At 70.0% G+C, this 15,979-nt stretch carries 17 protein-coding genes; 3 read left to right on the top strand and 14 right to left on the bottom strand.

Going from position 1 to position 15,979, the window contains the following annotated elements; genetic code table 11:
- Positions 1 to 253 precede the first annotated feature (253 nt).
- Both AB4Y94_RS07105 and AB4Y94_RS07100 read right to left on the bottom strand, forming a co-directional pair.
- Positions 254 to 760, bottom strand: coding sequence for a hypothetical protein (locus AB4Y94_RS07105; protein WP_441726664.1), 507 nt, complete (start codon positions 758 to 760; stop codon positions 254 to 256).
- Positions 757 to 1,740: an LssY C-terminal domain-containing protein gene (locus tag AB4Y94_RS07100; RefSeq protein WP_441726662.1), complete on the bottom strand. Its 984-nt coding sequence runs from the start codon at positions 1,738 to 1,740 to the stop codon at positions 757 to 759. The genes AB4Y94_RS07105 and AB4Y94_RS07100 overlap by 4 nt, the downstream gene beginning before the upstream one ends.
- Positions 1,741 to 1,787: 47 nt before the next feature.
- Here AB4Y94_RS07100 and AB4Y94_RS07095 point away from each other — a divergent pair, with 47 nt between their 5' ends.
- From AB4Y94_RS07095 to AB4Y94_RS07085, 3 genes are read left to right on the top strand one after another with little or no spacing between them, the layout of a single operon-like run.
- A complete protein-coding gene (locus AB4Y94_RS07095; protein ID WP_441726659.1) occupies positions 1,788 to 3,020 on the top strand; it encodes a cysteine desulfurase-like protein in 1,233 nt (410 codons plus the stop codon).
- A 43-nt stretch (positions 3,021 to 3,063) separates the two neighbouring features.
- On the top strand, positions 3,064 to 3,966 hold the full coding sequence (locus tag AB4Y94_RS07090) for an ABC transporter ATP-binding protein (protein WP_441726656.1): 903 nt from the start codon (positions 3,064 to 3,066) through the stop codon (positions 3,964 to 3,966).
- Positions 3,963 to 4,799 carry an ABC transporter permease gene (locus AB4Y94_RS07085; RefSeq protein WP_441726653.1) on the top strand — a complete coding sequence of 279 codons (837 nt, stop codon included), beginning with the start codon at positions 3,963 to 3,965 and terminating at the stop codon, positions 4,797 to 4,799. Before AB4Y94_RS07090 ends, AB4Y94_RS07085 begins: the two co-directional genes overlap by 4 nt.
- A gap of 147 nt (positions 4,800 to 4,946) precedes the next feature.
- On the opposite strand, the gene AB4Y94_RS07080 is transcribed toward AB4Y94_RS07085, so the two are convergent.
- The 12 genes from AB4Y94_RS07080 to hemE all read right to left on the bottom strand — a co-directional run bounded on the left by AB4Y94_RS07080 (position 4,947) and on the right by hemE (position 15,972).
- Positions 4,947 to 5,396 carry a hypothetical protein gene (locus AB4Y94_RS07080; RefSeq protein WP_441726651.1) on the bottom strand — a complete coding sequence of 150 codons (450 nt, stop codon included), beginning with the start codon at positions 5,394 to 5,396 and terminating at the stop codon, positions 4,947 to 4,949.
- A gap of 195 nt (positions 5,397 to 5,591) precedes the next feature.
- Positions 5,592 to 6,950 carry a glutamate-1-semialdehyde 2,1-aminomutase gene (hemL, locus tag AB4Y94_RS07075; RefSeq protein ID WP_441726648.1) on the bottom strand — a complete coding sequence of 453 codons (1,359 nt, stop codon included), beginning with the start codon at positions 6,948 to 6,950 and terminating at the stop codon, positions 5,592 to 5,594.
- The gene (gene hemB / locus AB4Y94_RS07070) at positions 6,950 to 7,936 is read right to left on the bottom strand and encodes a porphobilinogen synthase (protein ID WP_441726646.1); all 987 of its coding nucleotides are present in this window, start codon (positions 7,934 to 7,936) and stop codon (positions 6,950 to 6,952) included. Before hemB ends, hemL begins: the two co-directional genes overlap by 1 nt.
- Before the next feature lie 44 nt (positions 7,937 to 7,980).
- Positions 7,981 to 8,784: a uroporphyrinogen-III synthase gene (locus tag AB4Y94_RS07065; protein WP_441726643.1), complete on the bottom strand. Its 804-nt coding sequence runs from the start codon at positions 8,782 to 8,784 to the stop codon at positions 7,981 to 7,983.
- The gene (gene hemC / locus AB4Y94_RS07060) at positions 8,781 to 9,806 is read right to left on the bottom strand and encodes a hydroxymethylbilane synthase (RefSeq protein ID WP_441726640.1); all 1,026 of its coding nucleotides are present in this window, start codon (positions 9,804 to 9,806) and stop codon (positions 8,781 to 8,783) included. Before hemC ends, AB4Y94_RS07065 begins: the two co-directional genes overlap by 4 nt.
- Positions 9,803 to 11,011, bottom strand: a complete 1,209-nt coding sequence (locus tag AB4Y94_RS07055; protein ID WP_441726637.1) for a ferrochelatase — start codon at positions 11,009 to 11,011, stop codon at positions 9,803 to 9,805. Before AB4Y94_RS07055 ends, hemC begins: the two co-directional genes overlap by 4 nt.
- Positions 11,011 to 11,766, bottom strand: a complete 756-nt coding sequence (gene hemQ / locus AB4Y94_RS07050) for a hydrogen peroxide-dependent heme synthase (protein ID WP_441726634.1) — start codon at positions 11,764 to 11,766, stop codon at positions 11,011 to 11,013. Before hemQ ends, AB4Y94_RS07055 begins: the two co-directional genes overlap by 1 nt.
- Before the next feature lie 60 nt (positions 11,767 to 11,826).
- On the bottom strand, positions 11,827 to 12,207 hold the full coding sequence (locus AB4Y94_RS07045; RefSeq protein WP_441726631.1) for a hypothetical protein: 381 nt from the start codon (positions 12,205 to 12,207) through the stop codon (positions 11,827 to 11,829).
- Positions 12,197 to 12,613, bottom strand: a complete 417-nt coding sequence (locus AB4Y94_RS07040; RefSeq protein WP_441726629.1) for a phage holin family protein — start codon at positions 12,611 to 12,613, stop codon at positions 12,197 to 12,199. Before AB4Y94_RS07040 ends, AB4Y94_RS07045 begins: the two co-directional genes overlap by 11 nt.
- A gap of 27 nt (positions 12,614 to 12,640) precedes the next feature.
- On the bottom strand, positions 12,641 to 13,021 hold the full coding sequence (locus AB4Y94_RS07035) for a YtxH domain-containing protein (protein WP_441726627.1): 381 nt from the start codon (positions 13,019 to 13,021) through the stop codon (positions 12,641 to 12,643).
- 171 nt (positions 13,022 to 13,192) lie between these two features.
- Positions 13,193 to 14,674, bottom strand: a complete 1,482-nt coding sequence (locus AB4Y94_RS07030) for a protoporphyrinogen/coproporphyrinogen oxidase (RefSeq protein ID WP_441726626.1) — start codon at positions 14,672 to 14,674, stop codon at positions 13,193 to 13,195.
- Positions 14,675 to 14,829: 155 nt separating this feature from the next.
- A complete protein-coding gene (gene hemE / locus AB4Y94_RS07025; protein ID WP_441726624.1) occupies positions 14,830 to 15,972 on the bottom strand; it encodes a uroporphyrinogen decarboxylase in 1,143 nt (380 codons plus the stop codon).
- Positions 15,973 to 15,979 lie beyond the last annotated feature (7 nt).

The following is a 15,979-nucleotide window of genomic DNA, read 5'->3' as shown; positions in this document are numbered from 1 at the left end:
TCTCGCGGACACTCATCCCGCTCTCCCTCGAGAACGCGATCGCCATCCGATCCTGGTAACTCATCAAACGGCCGGACGGCTCACTAAGAAGGTGCTTGGGAATCACCCCTCCAGCTTCGCGGAACCAGATCTTGCCCGTGCTCGGGTTGRATCCCGCAACCCCACTCGCATCGTTGATCGACGCGCCACCAGCGATCGCCCGCCAAAACGTGATCCTGCTCTTCAAACGCAACGTCACAACACCCTCCAAACATCAGGTGTTGCAACCACGCCCTGAACCCAGGGGCTTCGGAAGGTCGATTCGTGACCCCTCACGAGCTAGGCGGCCGCGGGGCCGGCGCGCGTATTGCCTCGCCGACGTGCTGGAGAGGGCGAGCAGTACCAGGATGTCCAGGGTGAGGCTGGCCAGCGTGGTGCGCAGGGTGATCTCCACGCCGTTGTTCCAGTAGTCCGCGAAGGCGATGAGGATGCTAATCGTCGCGCCGGTCATCGCCAGGATCCGCGCCCAGTTGTGGCCGAGGAACACGAACAGCGCGACCGCGAGGTAGAACACGAGCGCCACGCCGTACACGCACAGGAGCACGATGACCACCGCCCTGGTTGTCGCGTCGTCGAGCGGAGCGCCGGATCCGTCCTCGAGCGCCAGCGAACCGGCGAAGCTCCGCCAATCCCAGGCCGCGACGATGATGAACACCACGCCCGACAGCGAGCGGGCGCCCATCAGCAGCGCCCCGAAGACGGTGGACTGCGGCCGCCTCACGAGACGCCGCGCAGCTCGACCACAACCGCCTCCGCAGCGGATGCCGCGTCCAGCACCTCGGCGGGGACCTGTTCGCCAGGAACCGGCACTCGGCGCAGGTCCACCACCGGCAGGTCGCCATCCGTCTGGATACTGTCGCCACCGCCGTTTCGCGAGTGGTAACCGGTGGAGAAATCGCGGATCAGCACCACCCGGGCCTCCGGCACGGCGGCCCGTAGTGTCGCAACGATGTGGTCGCGTTCGATGTCGGTATTCGCGTCGATCTTGTGGGTGACCTGCAGGGTGAACAGCGAGAATCCCACAGCCCGGTCGAACGTTCCGGCGGCGAGCCAGCCGACCCGGTGTCCGCCCGGAAGCATCCAGCCGTCCGGGCATTTCCAGAACCGAACGTGATGCCGTTTGGCCGGGTTGTCCTCTACCTCCTGCTGGTAGGCGAAATCCTGCTGCCGATCGAACAGCCGCAATGGACTCACCGGCGCCTCGTCGTAACTGCGGCGGCGAAGCGTCGACATCACGATGCGCCAGCCGGAAGCCAGGGTGATCTCGTCTGCCCGGGTCCAGCCGGCCGCCGTCATCGATGCGTGCAGCTGGGCGGCCGAGCCGTCCAGTGCAAGATTCACCGGGTCGCCGAGCAAGCCGTCGCTGGTGCGGGTGCGGCCGATGAAGTAATCGGGCACATAAAGCTGGGTGAGGATCCGGTGCAGCCGCGGCAGCACGAGGTAGGCCAGTAGCGCCCACAGGACGACGACGAAACCGATTCCCGCCCAGCCCCAGTCGAAGCTCTCGGTGAAGACCAGCACGGCCAGCCAGACTGAAGCAAGGCCCGCGAAGACGAAGAAGAAGTTGTCGAGCGCCGCATTCACCGAGAAGCGCTTGCGGCGAGCGCGGACCTTCGCCGGAGCGGACGCCGCGGTCCGCCCCGGCGTCGAGCGCGCAGTGGGCGCCGTGGTCGTGGCCGGAACGGGACCGTGCTCTGGCATATCGTCATGCTAGTTCGCGGGCGCCCCCGAACCCTAGGCTTGCGCTCATGACCTACGACGTTGAAGCCGTTCGCTCGCACTTTCCCGCCCTGTCGACGGGCGTCGCACATTTCGATGGGCCGGGCGGCACCCAGACGCCACGCAGCGTCGGGCAGGCCATCGCCGACACCCTCACCGGCCCCCTGTCCAACCGCGGAGCGTCCAGCATCTCCGAACGCAACGCGGATGCCGCGGTGCACGGTTTCCGGCGCGCGATGGCCGACCTGCTCGGCGCGGATCCCCGTGGCATCGTCTACGGGCGAAGTGCCACCCAACTCGCCTACGACTTCTCCCGCCACCTCTCCAAGGAGTGGAGGCCGGGGGACGAAATCGTCGTCACCCGGCTCGACCACGATTCCAACGTGCGCCCATGGCTCCAGGCCGCCGAGCGCGTCGGAGCGACCGTGCGCTGGGTCGGGTTCAATCCGAACACCGGTGAACTCACGGCGGATGCCGTCCAGGCGCAGCTCAGTGAGCGCACCCGCCTGGTCGCCGTGACCGCGGCGTCTAACCTGATCGGCACCATGCCGCCGATTGCTGAGATCGCCCGGGTGGTCCACGCGACCGGCGCCCTGCTCTACGTCGACGGCGTTCACTATGCGGCGCACGCGTCCGTCGACCTTCCGGCGCTCGGTGCCGACTTCTTCACCTGCTCGCCCTACAAGTTCCTCGGCCCGCACTGCGGAGTGCTGGCCGCCGCCCCGGCACTGCTCGAACGGATCATGCCCGACAAACTGCTCCCCTCGACGAATGCCGTGCCGGAGCGGTTCGAGTTCGGCACCCTGCCCTACGAGCTGATGGCCGGGACGACGGCTGCAGTCGACTTCCTCGCCGGGATGCATGAACTCGGAACGGGGAACGCGACGCCGATCGAGGGCGCCGGAGACCGGCGTGACCGCCTCGTCGCCTCGCATATGGCTCTCGAGGAATATGAGCGGCACCTGCGCAGCGCGCTCGAGGTCGGCCTCGCCGAGCTGCCGGGCGTCACGCTGCATTCCCGCGCCGCGAGGCGCACACCCACTCTCCTGGTCACCTTCGCCGGGCTCAGCGCCGGCCACGCGGCCAGGTTCCTGGCCGAGCGGGACATCCTCGCCCCGGCAGGCTCGTTCTACGCCCTCGAGGCGTCGCGCTGGCTCGGCCTCGGCGACGAGGGAGGCCTGCGAATCGGGCTCGCCCCGTATGTCACGCCCGCCGAGGTCGACCGGCTGCTCGCCGCGCTGCACGCCTTCACCCGGCTATAGACGCGCCACCCCTAGGCTGGGTCAAGCGACAGAGGGGGTCCGGATGCCAGTCGGCGCACTTATCGAGTTCAGTCACGTCACCAAGTCCTTCGGGCACGTCTCCGCCGTCAACGACCTGTCGTTCACCGTCGAGCCCGGCCGGGTCACCGGTTTCCTGGGTCCCAACGGCGCCGGAAAGACCACCTCGCTCCGGATGCTGCTGGGCCTGGTCACACCGAGCAGCGGCACCGCGACCTTTGCCGGTATCCGCTATCACGACCTGCCGAACCCGCTGGGCACAGTGGGCGCCGCGCTCGAGGCGGCCAGTTTCCATCCCGGCCGCACCGCCAGGAACCACCTCGGCATCTATGCCACTGCCGCCGGCCTCCCGAAGCAGCGCGTCACCGACGTGCTGCGGACCGTGGGACTCGCCGATTACGCCGACCGCAGGGTGGGCGGGTATTCGCTCGGCATGCGCCAGCGCCTCGGCCTGGCCTACGCCATGATCGGAGACCCCGGCGTGCTGGTACTCGACGAGCCGATCAACGGCCTCGACCCGGAGGGCATCAAGTGGATCCGCGGCTTCCTCCGCGAGATGGCCGGGGAGGGCCGCACCGTCCTGGTGAGCTCGCACCTGCTCTCCGAGGTGCAGCAGAGCGTCGACGATGTCGTGATCATCGCCAAGGGCCAGCTGGTTCACCGCGGTCCGCTCACCAGTCTCGAAACGGATGTCGCCCCGCAGGTGATCGTCGACTCCCCCGACCGCGACAGCCTCGCCGCCGCCCTCACCGCGGCCGGAATTTCGTTCAGCGCCGGCCGCACCGGATTGCTCGCCGCCGCACCTGACCCCGCCCACATCGGCCACATCGCCTTCGCCGCCGGCGTGGAGTTGAGTGTTCTGCACCGGCAGAAATCGGGGCTCGAGGATTCCTTCCTCAAGCTCGTGGGCGGAGGGGATTCACTGTGAACACCTTCATCCGTTCAGTCCGCTCCGAATTCGCCAAGGTCACCACCACCCGGATGTGGTGGATCCTCGCCATCGTGCTGTTCTGCTACATCGGACTGCTCGCCGGTGGCCTGGCCGCCCTGTTCGGCGGCGTGCAGAGCGGAGCGATCTCGCCGAGCGCCGGCGGTGGCGCCGGCGGCCAGGGCGCTCCCAGCGGCGCGAACCTGCCGCCGCTGATCTACAGTTTCGCGTCATCCGTTGGCTATGTGTTCCCGGTGCTGCTCGGCGCCCTGGCCACCACCGGCGAGTTCCGGCACCAGACGCTCACTCCGACCTTCCTCGCCAACCCGCGCCGCGGCGCGGTCCTCGGGTCCAAGACGGTGACCCTGTTCGGCTTCGGCGCCATGCTCGGCGTGGTGGGCCTGCTGGCCTCGGTCGGGATCGGTGCCCTCGTCCTGAACGCGTTCGGAGTGGACCCGCTCCTGGCAGACAGCGACACCTGGGCATTGTTCGGCCGCACCATCCTGGCGATGGCCCTCTGGGCCACCATCGGCGTCGGCCTCGGCGTGCTGGTGCCCAGCCAGGTGGCGTCGATCGTGATCGTGCTGGCGTTCACCCAGTTCGTCGAACCGTTGCTGCGGCTCGCGGCCTCCTTCATCGAGGTGACCGCGAACATCGGCAAGTTCCTCCCCGGTGCGGCCAGCGACGCACTCGTCGGCGCGAGCTTCTTCACCATCGCGGGTCAGGCCTCATCCGTTTTGGACTGGTGGCAGGGTGGCCTGGTCCTGTTGGGTTATGCGATCGTGGCGACCGTGGTCGGCTACTTCACCAGTTGGAAGCGGGACGTCACCTGAGTCCTGCGCAGGCTGTGGGCAGGGCTGCGGTGGGGTGAGGATCCGGGTCGGGCTGACCGGTGTTGACCGGCAGGGTGCGAGTCGATCGGCGTGGGTGACCGGCCCGGAGGCGGCGGCGCGGCGGCGGCGGCGCGGTCGCGGTCCCGGTCAGTCGTCCAGGCGCTCGTCAATCGTCTCACCGAGGCGGGTGGTTGCCGCCGACGTGCGGGCGCGGGCCGGCGGCTCGGCCGGATCCTCCGCGGGCCCAGCATCCTGCAGCTTGAGCGAGGCGATCAGGTCGGGGGCGTGCTTGGTGGTGAGGATCAGGCGGGCGAACTCCTCGTCGACCAGGTCGAGCACCACCGCCTGGCGTTTGTTCTTGACCGCGAGGAAGTCCTTGCCGCCGTGGAATTTCCAGGTTCCGACCGCGAGCACCAGCGGAATCAACGTTCCGGGCGCGCGGATGCCCCGTATCCAGATCCAGGGGTCGTCCGTGATGGCTACCTGCCTGATGTTCTCACGCTTCACGACGATGTCGTCCCGGCGCAGGGAAAGGGACTTCTCCGCGGGCGTCAGGTGAACCTCGAGACGGTCTGAGTGAACGCGCAGGGAAGCCATGACTCTAGTCTGCCGGTTCTGCACGCGATTGACCGTGCGCGAAACCTCACAAAGCCGTAACGCCGGCCGCTCCGGTGGGGTGCTCCGGTCCGAGCGCTCGCCTTGTCCGTTCGCGCTGCGGTTTCTCGCACGCGCGCATGGCAGGCCCTCAGCGCGTGGCGATTTCCTCAGCGCGAGCGGATCCGAGCGGATACGTCAGCGCGTGGCTGCGGCAGCCGCCCGTGCCGCAGCCGGCAGCGCCTCGAAGATCCGGCCTATCGACGTCTCGTCGTGTGCCGCGGAGACGAACCACGCCTCGAACACCGACGGCGGGAGGGATACCCCGGCATCGAGCATGGCGTGGAAGAACGGCGGGTAGCGGAATGCGTCCTGGCGTTGCACCTCGGCGTAGGTGCGCGGAGCGTGCTCGGCAGCCTCGGCGCCGAACACGAAACTGAACAGATTGCCGGCACGCTGCACGGCGTGCTCGACGCCTTCCGCTGAGAGTGCCGCGGAGACCGCCTCCGAGATGATGGCGGCGGTGGCGTCCAGGCGGCCGTAGACCGCGGCATCCGCTGCCTCGAGCGTTGCAATGCCCGCAGCGACGGCCACCGGGTTGCCCGAGAGCGTGCCCGCCTGGTAGACCGGCCCGGCCGGGGCAAGGTAGTCCATCACATCGGCGCGGCCACCGAGCGCGGCGACCGGCAGGCCGCCGCCGATGACCTTGCCGAAGGTGAGGAGGTCGGGGGTGTACCGGTCGCCGCCGGCGTTCTCCAGCCCCCAATACCCGGCCGGGCCGACCCGGAAACCGGTGAGTACCTCGTCGACGATGAGCAGCGCGCCCTCCGCGTGGACCAGGGCGGCCAGGGCGGCGTTGAAGCCGGCATCCGGCGCGACCACGCCCATGTTGGCGGCGGCGGCTTCGGTGATGACGGCGGCGATCCGACCCGGGTGGGCTGCGAAGGCCGCGCGCACGGCGTCGAGGTCGTTGTACGGCAACACGAGGGTCTGCGCGGCGGTGGCCGCGGTGACGCCGGCCGAGCCGGGCATGGCCAGGGTCGCCAGGCCGGACCCTGCCTCAGCCAACAGGCCGTCGGAGTGCCCGTGGTAGTGCCCGGCGAACTTCACCAGCAGGTCACGCCCGGTGAAGCCGCGCGCCAGCCGGATCGCGGTCATGGTGGCTTCGGTGCCGGTGGAGACGAGGCGAAGCTTCTCGACTGCTCCGACCCTGCCCTTCACGAGCTCGGCCAGCACGGTCTCGCTCGGCGTTGAGGCGCCGAACGACAAGCCGCGGGCTGCGGCGTCCTGCACGGCTCGCACCACCTGCGGGTGGGCGTGGCCGAGGATCGCCGGCCCCCACGAGCTGACCAGGTCGACGTAGTCGCGTCCGTCGGAGTCGGTGACGTAGGCGCCGGAAGCGGAGACCAGGAACAGCGGCGTGCCGCCGACCGACCGGAACGCCCGCACCGGGGAGTTCACGCCGCCCGGAATGGACTGCTGGGCGCGTGCGAAGAGTTCGTCGTTGTGTGTGGTCGTGGCGTGCGCGGCCGTACTCGGCGGAGTGGGTGAGCTCATCAGGCGCGTTCCTCCGTGAGCCAGGCGGCCAGCTCGACGGCCCAGTACGTGAGCACCGCGTCTGCGCCGGCACGACGAATGCTGAGCACCGATTCCTCGACCGCGCGACGGCGGTCGATCCAGCCGTTGGCGGCCGCGGCCTCGATCATCGCGTACTCCCCGGACACCTGATATGCCCAAACCGGAATATCACTCATCGCGGCGACATCGGCGAGCACGTCGAGGTAGCTGCCGGCCGGCTTGACCATGACGATGTCGGCGCCCTCGTCGATGTCGAGCTGCGCTTCGCGCACACCCTCGCGCCGATTGCCGGGGTTCAGCTGGTAGGTGCGGCGGTCACCTTCGAGTGTGGACTGGACCGCGTCACGGAAGGGACCGTAGAACGCTGACGCATACTTCGCGGAGTATGCGAGCACTGAGGTGTCTTCGAAACCGTTGTCGTCGAGGGCTTCCCGCACCGCCGCCACCTGCCCGTCCATCATGCCGCTCAGGCCGAGGACCGCAGAGCCGGCGGATGCCTGGGCGACGGCCATCTCCTGATAGCGCATCAGCGTCGCGTCGTTGTCGACCCGACCGTCGGCGGCCAGGACCCCACAGTGGCCGTGGTCGGTGAATTCGTCGAGGCAGAGGTCGGTCTGCACGACCAGCGCGTCGCCCACTTCCTCCACCAGTGCGCGGGTTGCGACGTTGAGGATTCCGTCGGGGTCGGTCGCCCCGGATCCGATCGCGTCCCGTACCGTGGGCACGCCGAACAGCATGACACCGCCGATGCCGGCCGACGCGGCATCCGTCACCGCGCGCCGGGCGCTGTCGAGCGAGTGCTGCACGACGCCCGGCATCGACTGGATCGGCATCGGCTCACTCGCGCCCTCCCGCACGAAGAGCGGAAGGACGAGTTCGGCGGGGTGGAGGCGGGTTTCGCTGGCCAGCCGACGGAGCGCGGGAGTGGTGCGCAGGCGACGGGGCCGGAAATATGGTGTGGTCACCGGTTAACCCTACGCCGCGTGCCCGAGCGGGTCGTCCAGCATGGTCAACGGACGGGGTGCGCACCGGCGAGCGCCGCCTGCACCAGGGCATCGATCAGGGAGTCGGCGCTGCGGTCGGCGGCGACGATGTCGACGTCGAGGCCGAAGCCGGCGGCGTCCTTCGCGGTCCGCGGGCCGATGCACGCGATGAGCGTGGTGTCCGGGATCGGGCCCAGTTGCTCCTGCACCTGCCGAGCGACGCTTCCCGACGTCACCAGTACGGCCTGCACCCGGCCGGCGGCGACGTCCTCGACGACCTTCGGGTCGACCGGGACACCCACGGTGCGGTACGCCACGACGGATTCGACATCGTGGCCAAGCCGGCGGAGTCCTTCGCTGAGCAGCGGCGTGGCGATTTCAGAACGGAGGGTGAGCACCCGGAGCGGGATCACGCCATCCGTCGCGGCCTCCCATTCCGCGAGCATGCCGCGTGCGGAATTCTCTTCGGAGGGAACGATGTCGACCCGGTAGCCCGCAGCGGTGAGCGCGGCGGCGGTGGTCTCACCGACGGCCGCGACCCGCGTCCCCGGCGGCACGACCGCCTGGAAGGAGGACAGCACGTCGACCGTGGTGGCGCTGGTCACGGTCATCCAGTCGAAGTCACCGGCGGCCAGCCGGGCCAGGGCCGCCTGCAGGGCCGGCGCGTTGTCGGTGGGGGCGAAGTTGATCATCGGGGCGACGATCGGCTGGGCGCCCCGGGCGCGGAGGTTCGCGGCGACCTGGTCGCCCCAGGGTCCGCCGCGCGGCACGAGGACCCGCCAGCCGGCGAGTGGTTTGGTGGTGATGGGCTCGGTGCGTTCGGTCGTCATGATGCGGCCCCCAGGGGTGCGAAATCGGCCGCGCCGCCGGCGAACAATTCATCGGCCACCCGATCGGCGATGTCTTCTGCCGCCTCACGGAGGTGCGCGATGGAGTGGGACTCCGGCGTCGCTGCATGGGAGCTGGTGAGGTGCTGGCTACCGTCCGGGCTGTACACGGTCGCCGTCAGGAACACCAGTTCGTCGACGACCGCGGTCGCACCGATGGGCGCGGCGCATCCCGCTCCCAGCCGGGACAGCACCCGGCGCTCGGCCGTGGTGGTGGCCTGGGTGGTCACGTGGTTGACCGCGGCGAGTGCCGAGGCGAGGTGGCGCTCGTGCTTCTCGTCCCGCACCTCGATCGCAAGCGCGCCCTGGCCCGGGGCGGTCGGCCAGTCCGACAGTTCGAGGTAGTCGGTCGCGACGTCGTCGAGTCGCCCGAGACGACCGAGACCCGCGGCGGCCAGAACCACGGCGTCGAGTTCACCCGAGGTGACGAAAGCCAGCCGGGTGTCGACGTTGCCGCGGATGTCGACCACGACCAGGTCTGGGCGCCGTGCCTTCAACTGCGCCACCCGGCGCGGAGAGCCGGTGCCGACCCGTGCGCCCTCGGGGAGCGTGTCCAGCGTGAGGCCGTCCCGCGCGCACAGCACGTCACGGGCGTCGGCCCGTTTCGGCGTCGCGCCGATGGCGAGGCCAGGGTATGCGATGGTCGGCAGGTCTTTGAACGAGTGAACGACCACCTCGCACTCGCCGGCCAGGAGCGCCTCGCGCAGGGCACTGGCGAAGACGCCGGTGCCGCCCAGGGTGGACAGCGACTCACGGGAGGTGTCGCCGTGGGTGGTGATCGGCACGATCTCCACCTGTACGCCGGCTGCCGTTGCCATCCGGTTCGCGATCATCGTGGTCTGCGCCATCGCCAAGGCGCTGCCGCGTGTTCCGACCCGGATCAGGGGCGTGTTCGCTGCGCCGGCGGCTGCGCCCTTCGAGGCGCCTCCGGCGGCTGCGCCCTTCGAGGCGCCTCCGGCGCTCATGGCGCGATCCCGGCGAGGGCCGGCTTGAAGCCGAGCCGCACGTTCTCGCAGCAGCCGGGCCGGCACACGTCGTACCAGGGGCCGAGTTCGGTCAGGGCGGGGCGTACCTCGTCTGGCACGTCGTTCACGCGTTCCAGCACGAGGTCGACCAGTCCGCTCACATACGCGGGGTTGGTGCCCGGTGTCGGAACGCGAACGGCGTGCAGGCCTGCCTCTGCCGCGGTCTCCATCGCCTCGTTGTCGAGGTCCCAGAGCACTTCCATGTGGTCGCTGACGAAGCCGAGCGGCACGATCACGACCGCACGGATGCCGCGGGCCGGCAGCTGCCGGATGGCGTCGTTGATGTCCGGCTCGAGCCAGGGCATGCTGGGCGGGCCGGAGCGGGACTGGTACACCAGCTGCCAGGGGATCGCGACAGGCTCGATCACCGCGACAGGCTCGACCACCGCGGCAGGCTCGACCACCGCGGCAGGCTCGATCACCGCGACAGGCTCGACCACCGCGGCAGGCTCGACCACCGAAGGGGTGGCCGCAGCCATAACGACCTCCGCGACAGCCAGATGCTGCGCGGCGTACGCGCCGCCCTCACCGAAGCCGCGTTCAGCGGGGCCGCTCCTGGCGGCATCCGTCATCGGGATCGAGTGGGTGGCGAACATCACCTCAACCTCGGTGGCCAGGTTGATGCCGGGGATGGCCGCCTCGACCTCGAGGATGCCCTCCTTGACGCCCTCGATGAACGGGAGCACGAAGCCGGGGTGGTCGAAGAACTGGCGAACCTTGTCGATGTGCACCACCTTGTCCAGGCCGGTGGCATCCAGTGCTGCGGCGAAGTCCTCACGGTACTGGCGGCAGCTCGAGTATGAGCTGTACGCGCTGGTGGCGATCGCGATGAAGCGGCTGTGGCCGGCCGCGTGCGCCTCACTGATCGCGTCAGGAAGGTACGGCGCCCAGTTGCGGTTGCCCCAGACCACCGGAAGGTCGATGCCTCGGAATGCCAGTTCCGCCTCGAGGGCGGACTTGAGCGCCCGGTTCTGGTTGTTGATCGGGCTGATGCCGCCGAAGTGGCGGTAATGGGTGGCGACCTCTTCGAGACGTTCCTCGGGGATGCCGCGGCCGCGCGTGACGTTGCGGAGGAACGGGATCACGTCGTCCTGGCCCTCTGGCCCGCCGAAGCCGGCGAGCAGGATGGCGTCGTACTGCGTCACTACTGCAGCACCTCCACCATTTCGGCGATCGTGACCCGGCGACCGGTGTAGAACGGGACTTCCTCGCGCACGTGGCGCCTGGCATCCGTTGCCCGGAGGTCCCGCATCAGGTCGACCAGTTCGGTGAGCTCGTCGCTCTCGATCGGCAGCAGCCACTCGTAGTCGCCGAGGGCGAAGGCCGAGACGGTGTTCGCGATGGCCCCGCGGAAGGCGGCGCCCTTCCGGCCGTGGTCGGCGAGCATCTTGCTGCGCTCAGCCTCAGGCAGCAGGTACCACTCGTAGCTGCGGACGAAGGGGTACACGGTGAGCCAGCCCTTGGGTTCGATTCCGCGCAGGAAGCCGGGCACGTGGCTCTTGTTGAACTCGGCGTCGCGGTGCACGCCCATCGCGTTCCAGGTGGGCAGCAGGCTCTTCAACAGGCGGCTGCGACGGAGCTCGCGGTGTGCCCACTGGAGCGTCTCGGCTTCCGGTGCGTGGGTCCAGATCATGACGTCGGCATCGGCCCTGAGACCCGAGACGTCGTAGAAGCCGCGCACGGTGACGCCCTCGGCTTCGACCAGGGCGACGATGTCGTCGAGCTCGTTCACGGCATGCGGAACGTCACGCCCGTCGAGGTCGTCCGGGTTCGCCGGGTCCTTCCGGAGCACCGCGAACAGGGTGAAACCTTGCGGCCCCGGTTCGGGAGCGGCGGGGGTTGCTTCGGTGGGTGCGGGCTGGGTGTTGTCTACTGCCTCTCCGGCAGCCGGGTGAGTCATGGTTACTAGTCTCCCCCGCAATGCGGCCAGCACCAAAAGCGGGGCCGGAACGCACCCCGGCTAGCGGTTCTGGAACGCCTTCACACCGAGCCAGACCGCGCCGGCGACAGCGGATGCCGCGGCCACCGCGATCCCGATCAACGCGCCAGGGTTCCGGTCGCCGAGATCCCGCAGCGCGTAGGTCAGTCGCCGGGTGTTGATCCTGATCTGCTTGGGCAGGTTGAGTTTGTACTCGATCGCATCCAGCGTGGCCGCCACCTCGGAGCGGGCGGCGTGCGCCTCTTTCCGCAGGTCTGCCAGGCTCTTCTGCGGCTGGTCGACAGGCTTCTGCTCGCCTTGCCGGTGCTCGGCCTCGTGCACCGCGCGATCAAGCTCGGCCCGGGTCTGCCCGGCCCGGTGCCCGGTGCGCTCCAGCTCCAGCCGGTCCTGTTCAACGCTCATATTCGCCTACCCCTTTAAGTGCATCGACATCGTGACGGATGCTGCCCCGCAGGCCGTCCGGGTCAGTCTTGGTCGCCGCTTTGACCCGGTTCAAACCGATCAGCGCGAGGATGACGGCGATCACCAGCAACAGGACGCCCACGATCAGGGCGGAGAGCCAGAGCGGCAGCACCAGCGCCAGCGCGATCACCGCGGTGGCGATCAGCACGCTGACGGCGAAGAAGAGGAACAGGGCGGCGCCCGCGAAGAGTCCCACGCCGATCCCGGCGTTCTTCGCCTTGCCGGCCATCTCCGCCTTGAACGCGGCCAGTTCGGCGCTGACCAGGGCGCCGACCTGCGCCGGCAGCTCGGTGATCAGCTCTGCCAGGGATCGCCGGGTCTTCGGGTTGAATCCGGTGTTGGTCACTGTCTGCCTCCCGGTCTCGTGCCGCGGTTACTTGGCGTCGTCGGCCGGGCCCGATGCGGCCGCCGGCTTCCCGGGCTTGGACGCGGGCTTCGTCGACGCGGGCGTGCCGTTCGCGGAGGAGGACGTCGGCGAGGTGGAGCCGGTCTTCTTGGCCGGGGCCGCAGCATCCGCTTTCTTGGCCTGCATGGCGCTGACGGCCTTCTTGCCCGCATTGAACAGGGCGACCGGCGCGTCGCCGACCGCGTCCAGGGCGAAGTCGCGCACCTCGCTCACCCGGCGCTGAACCGGCTTGGCGTTCCAGAAGTCGTTCGCGGCCGCCGCGATCTGGTCGTAGCGCTTGCGGCCGGCGCGCGCGCCGAGCACGTAGCCGACCAGTCCGCCGGTGATGAACAGAAGCTTTCCCCGCATTGTGGCTCCATTCGGTGAGGTTCACGTAGCCCCCAGCGTAACCCTGTTGTGTGCGCCCGCACACGGGCGTTACGCGCAGTCCCTGCTCCCACCCTGCTCCCGCGAGCCTGCACTTGTTGGGGTTATAACCACGTTTTAGGCCCAACAAGTGCAGGCTCGCGGAGATTTGGGCTAGAGGCCGAGGGACGTCCGGCGGGTGCGGGAGGCGGCGCCGCGCGCGTCGGGGATCACCGACGCCAGACCGGTGCCCGCAAGCCAGGCGCCGGTCACCTCGAGCCCGTCGATCTCGGCGACTACGTCGCGCACCGCCTGCACACGCGCCCCGGCGCCGATGGTCGCCGGCGAGAGCGCGTCGCGCCACACGGTGCGCGCGAAACCCCGCACCGCCTCGGCGGGCAGGTCCACGCCGAGCAGGGCCGACGCGTCGCGCAGGGCGAGGGCCTGGAGTTCGGCGTCGCCGAGGCCCTCGGCGGGATTCGGCGTTCTGGCACGGCCGTAGGAGAGACGGATGACGTGCCGGCCTGCCCCCGCCGCTTCGGCCACCCACTCCCATTTCGCACTGACGTGGGTGAGGGCCTTCGCGCTGACCCCCGGCGTGGTGGCGGCGACCAGGACCCCGGTACCACGCGGGTGGGAGTCCAGCTGTGGGGCGTCCAGCACCAGGGTGGCCAGTTCGACGACGGTCGGCTCCGGCCAGCCCAGCTCGGCGAGCGCCGCCGTCTCCTCCCCGAGCCCGCCGACGAGTCCGAGGGCGCCGGCACCGGGCGTGGCGATGATGACGAAGCGTGCGGTGGCGGACCCCTGACCGGCGGGGGTCGCGGTGTCACCTGGGTCACCGGGGGTCGAGGTGGGCGCCAGGGTCACCGTCCATCCCCGTGCGCCAGCCGTGCCACCAGCCGTGAGCGCCTCGATCCGGGTCCCGGTCACGATCTCCGCCCCCAAGCGGTCCAGGTCCGCGACGAGGGCGTCGACCAGTGTCGTCATCCCGCCGCGCAGGCCGCCGACGGCCGAGCCCGCCGGCGCCTGGGCGCGCAGTGACAGCACCGCCCCGGAGAGCGAACCCGCCGTGGTGAGCGCCGTGTTGAGGCCGGGGGCGACGACGTCCACGTCGAGGTCGGCGGCCGGCGCCGAGTACACGCCGGAGGCGACCGGCTCCACCAGCCGCTCGAGCACCCGCCGGCCCATCCGCTTCCCCACCAGGTCGCCCAGGCTGTGTTCACGACCGATTTTCAGCACCGGGATCAGCCTGTCGGCGTAGGCGCGCCAGGCACCGCGCCAGCCGATCGCGCGGCGCACATCGTCGGCGAGCGGTGACCCCGGGATTCCGAGCACCCCGGCCTTCGGGGCGGGGACGGTGACGCTCTGGTTCGGGTTGTCGTTCTTCGGCAGGTGCAGCCAGGCGCCGGCCGGATTCGGCGCGATCACAGCGTCGGTCAGCCCGAGTTCGGCGATGAAGTCGGCGACCGCACCGCGCCGGACGGCGAAACTCTCCGCGCCGCTGTCCAGTGTCAGCCCGGCGACGTCGTGGCGGGCGACGGCGCCGCCGACGGCATCCGCTGCTTCGTACACCGTGACCGCCAAGCCGATGCGGGCGCAGTCGCGGGCGGCGACCAGCCCGGAGATGCCGCCGCCGACCACGATGACGTCGGTCATGCGAGGCGCCCGTGCCGGCTGGCTGTACGCAACTGCGGGGATTCTTGCCCGCTCACGCCAGCATGCGCCGAAATTAAGCCTGAAGCCTTCACTTTGTCTCCCTGAGTGTGTGCCGGCGAATTATCCCCGCAGTTGCGCACGGTGAACGCCTGGGCTCAGGCCGAGGCGGATGCGCGGCCGGCCTCGTGCACCAGCCCGACCAGTCGGGTCAGCACGCCGGGATCGGTCTCCGGGGGCACCCCGTGTCCGAGGTTGAGCACGTGCGACGGCGCGGAACGGCCGCGTTCGAGCACGTCGAGCACGTGCGCCTCGAGCACCGGCCACGGGGCGGCGAGCAACGCCGGGTCGACGTTGCCCTGCAGCGGAACGGTGCCGCCGAGACGGCGATTGGCCTCGTCCAGGGGAATCCGGTAGTCGACGCCGACCACGTCCGCGCCGATGGCGTGCATGTCGGCGAGAAGTTCACCGGTGCCGACGCCAAAGTGCACGACCGGCACGTTGCGCCGCACCTCCTGCGGGTCGGCCGCTTCGTCGGCGGGCCGCTCCAGGTAGGTGAGGTCACGCACGTGGCTGATCGCCTGCGCAGAGGCCGGTGCGACGTACCGCACATAGTCGGCCTGCGAGAGAGCGCCGGCCCAGGAGTCGAACAGCTGGGCGGCGCTGGCGCCGGCGAGCACCTGGGCTCGGAGGAAGCGCCCCGTCACCGCCGCGGTCCAGGCCATCAGGTCGGCCCAGGCCGCCGGGTCGGCGTGCATCAGCGTGCGGGCGTGGATGTGGTCCTTCGACGGCCCACCCTCGACGAGGTAGGCGGCAAGCGTGAACGGGGCGCCGGCGAAGCCGATCAGCGGGGTCGCCCCGAGTTCGTCGGTGGTGCGGGTGACGGCCTCGCGAATGGGGGCGAGGCCCGCGTCGAGGACCGAGGGGTCGAGGGAGACCAGGGTCGCGACATCCGCTCTGGTGCGCACCGCCGTGCCGAGGACCGGGCCGCGGCCGGGCACGATCTCGACGTCGACGCCGACCAGTCGCAGGGGAACCACGATGTCGCTGAAGAAGATTCCGGCGTCCACCCGGTGCCGGCGCACCGGCTGCAGGGTGATCTCGCTGGCCATCGCCGGGTCGAGGCAGGCGTCGAGCATGTCGGTGCCCACGCGCAGGTCCCGGTATTCCGGCAGCGACCGGCCGGCCTGGCGCATGAACCAGACCGGGGTCTGGGCGGGGCGCACTCCCTGGTAGGCCCTGATCAGGGAGGAGTCGGCGGTCAGGCCGGAGGAGAGCGGATGCTGCGCGTCAAGGTTCACCCCCTGA

Source organism: Glaciibacter sp. 2TAF33 (assembly GCF_052114945.1).
Taxonomy (GTDB): domain Bacteria; phylum Actinomycetota; class Actinomycetes; order Actinomycetales; family Microbacteriaceae; genus Cryobacterium.
The sequence above is the reverse complement of the archived record's forward strand: the minus strand, read 5'-3'. Positions and strand labels throughout refer to the sequence as shown.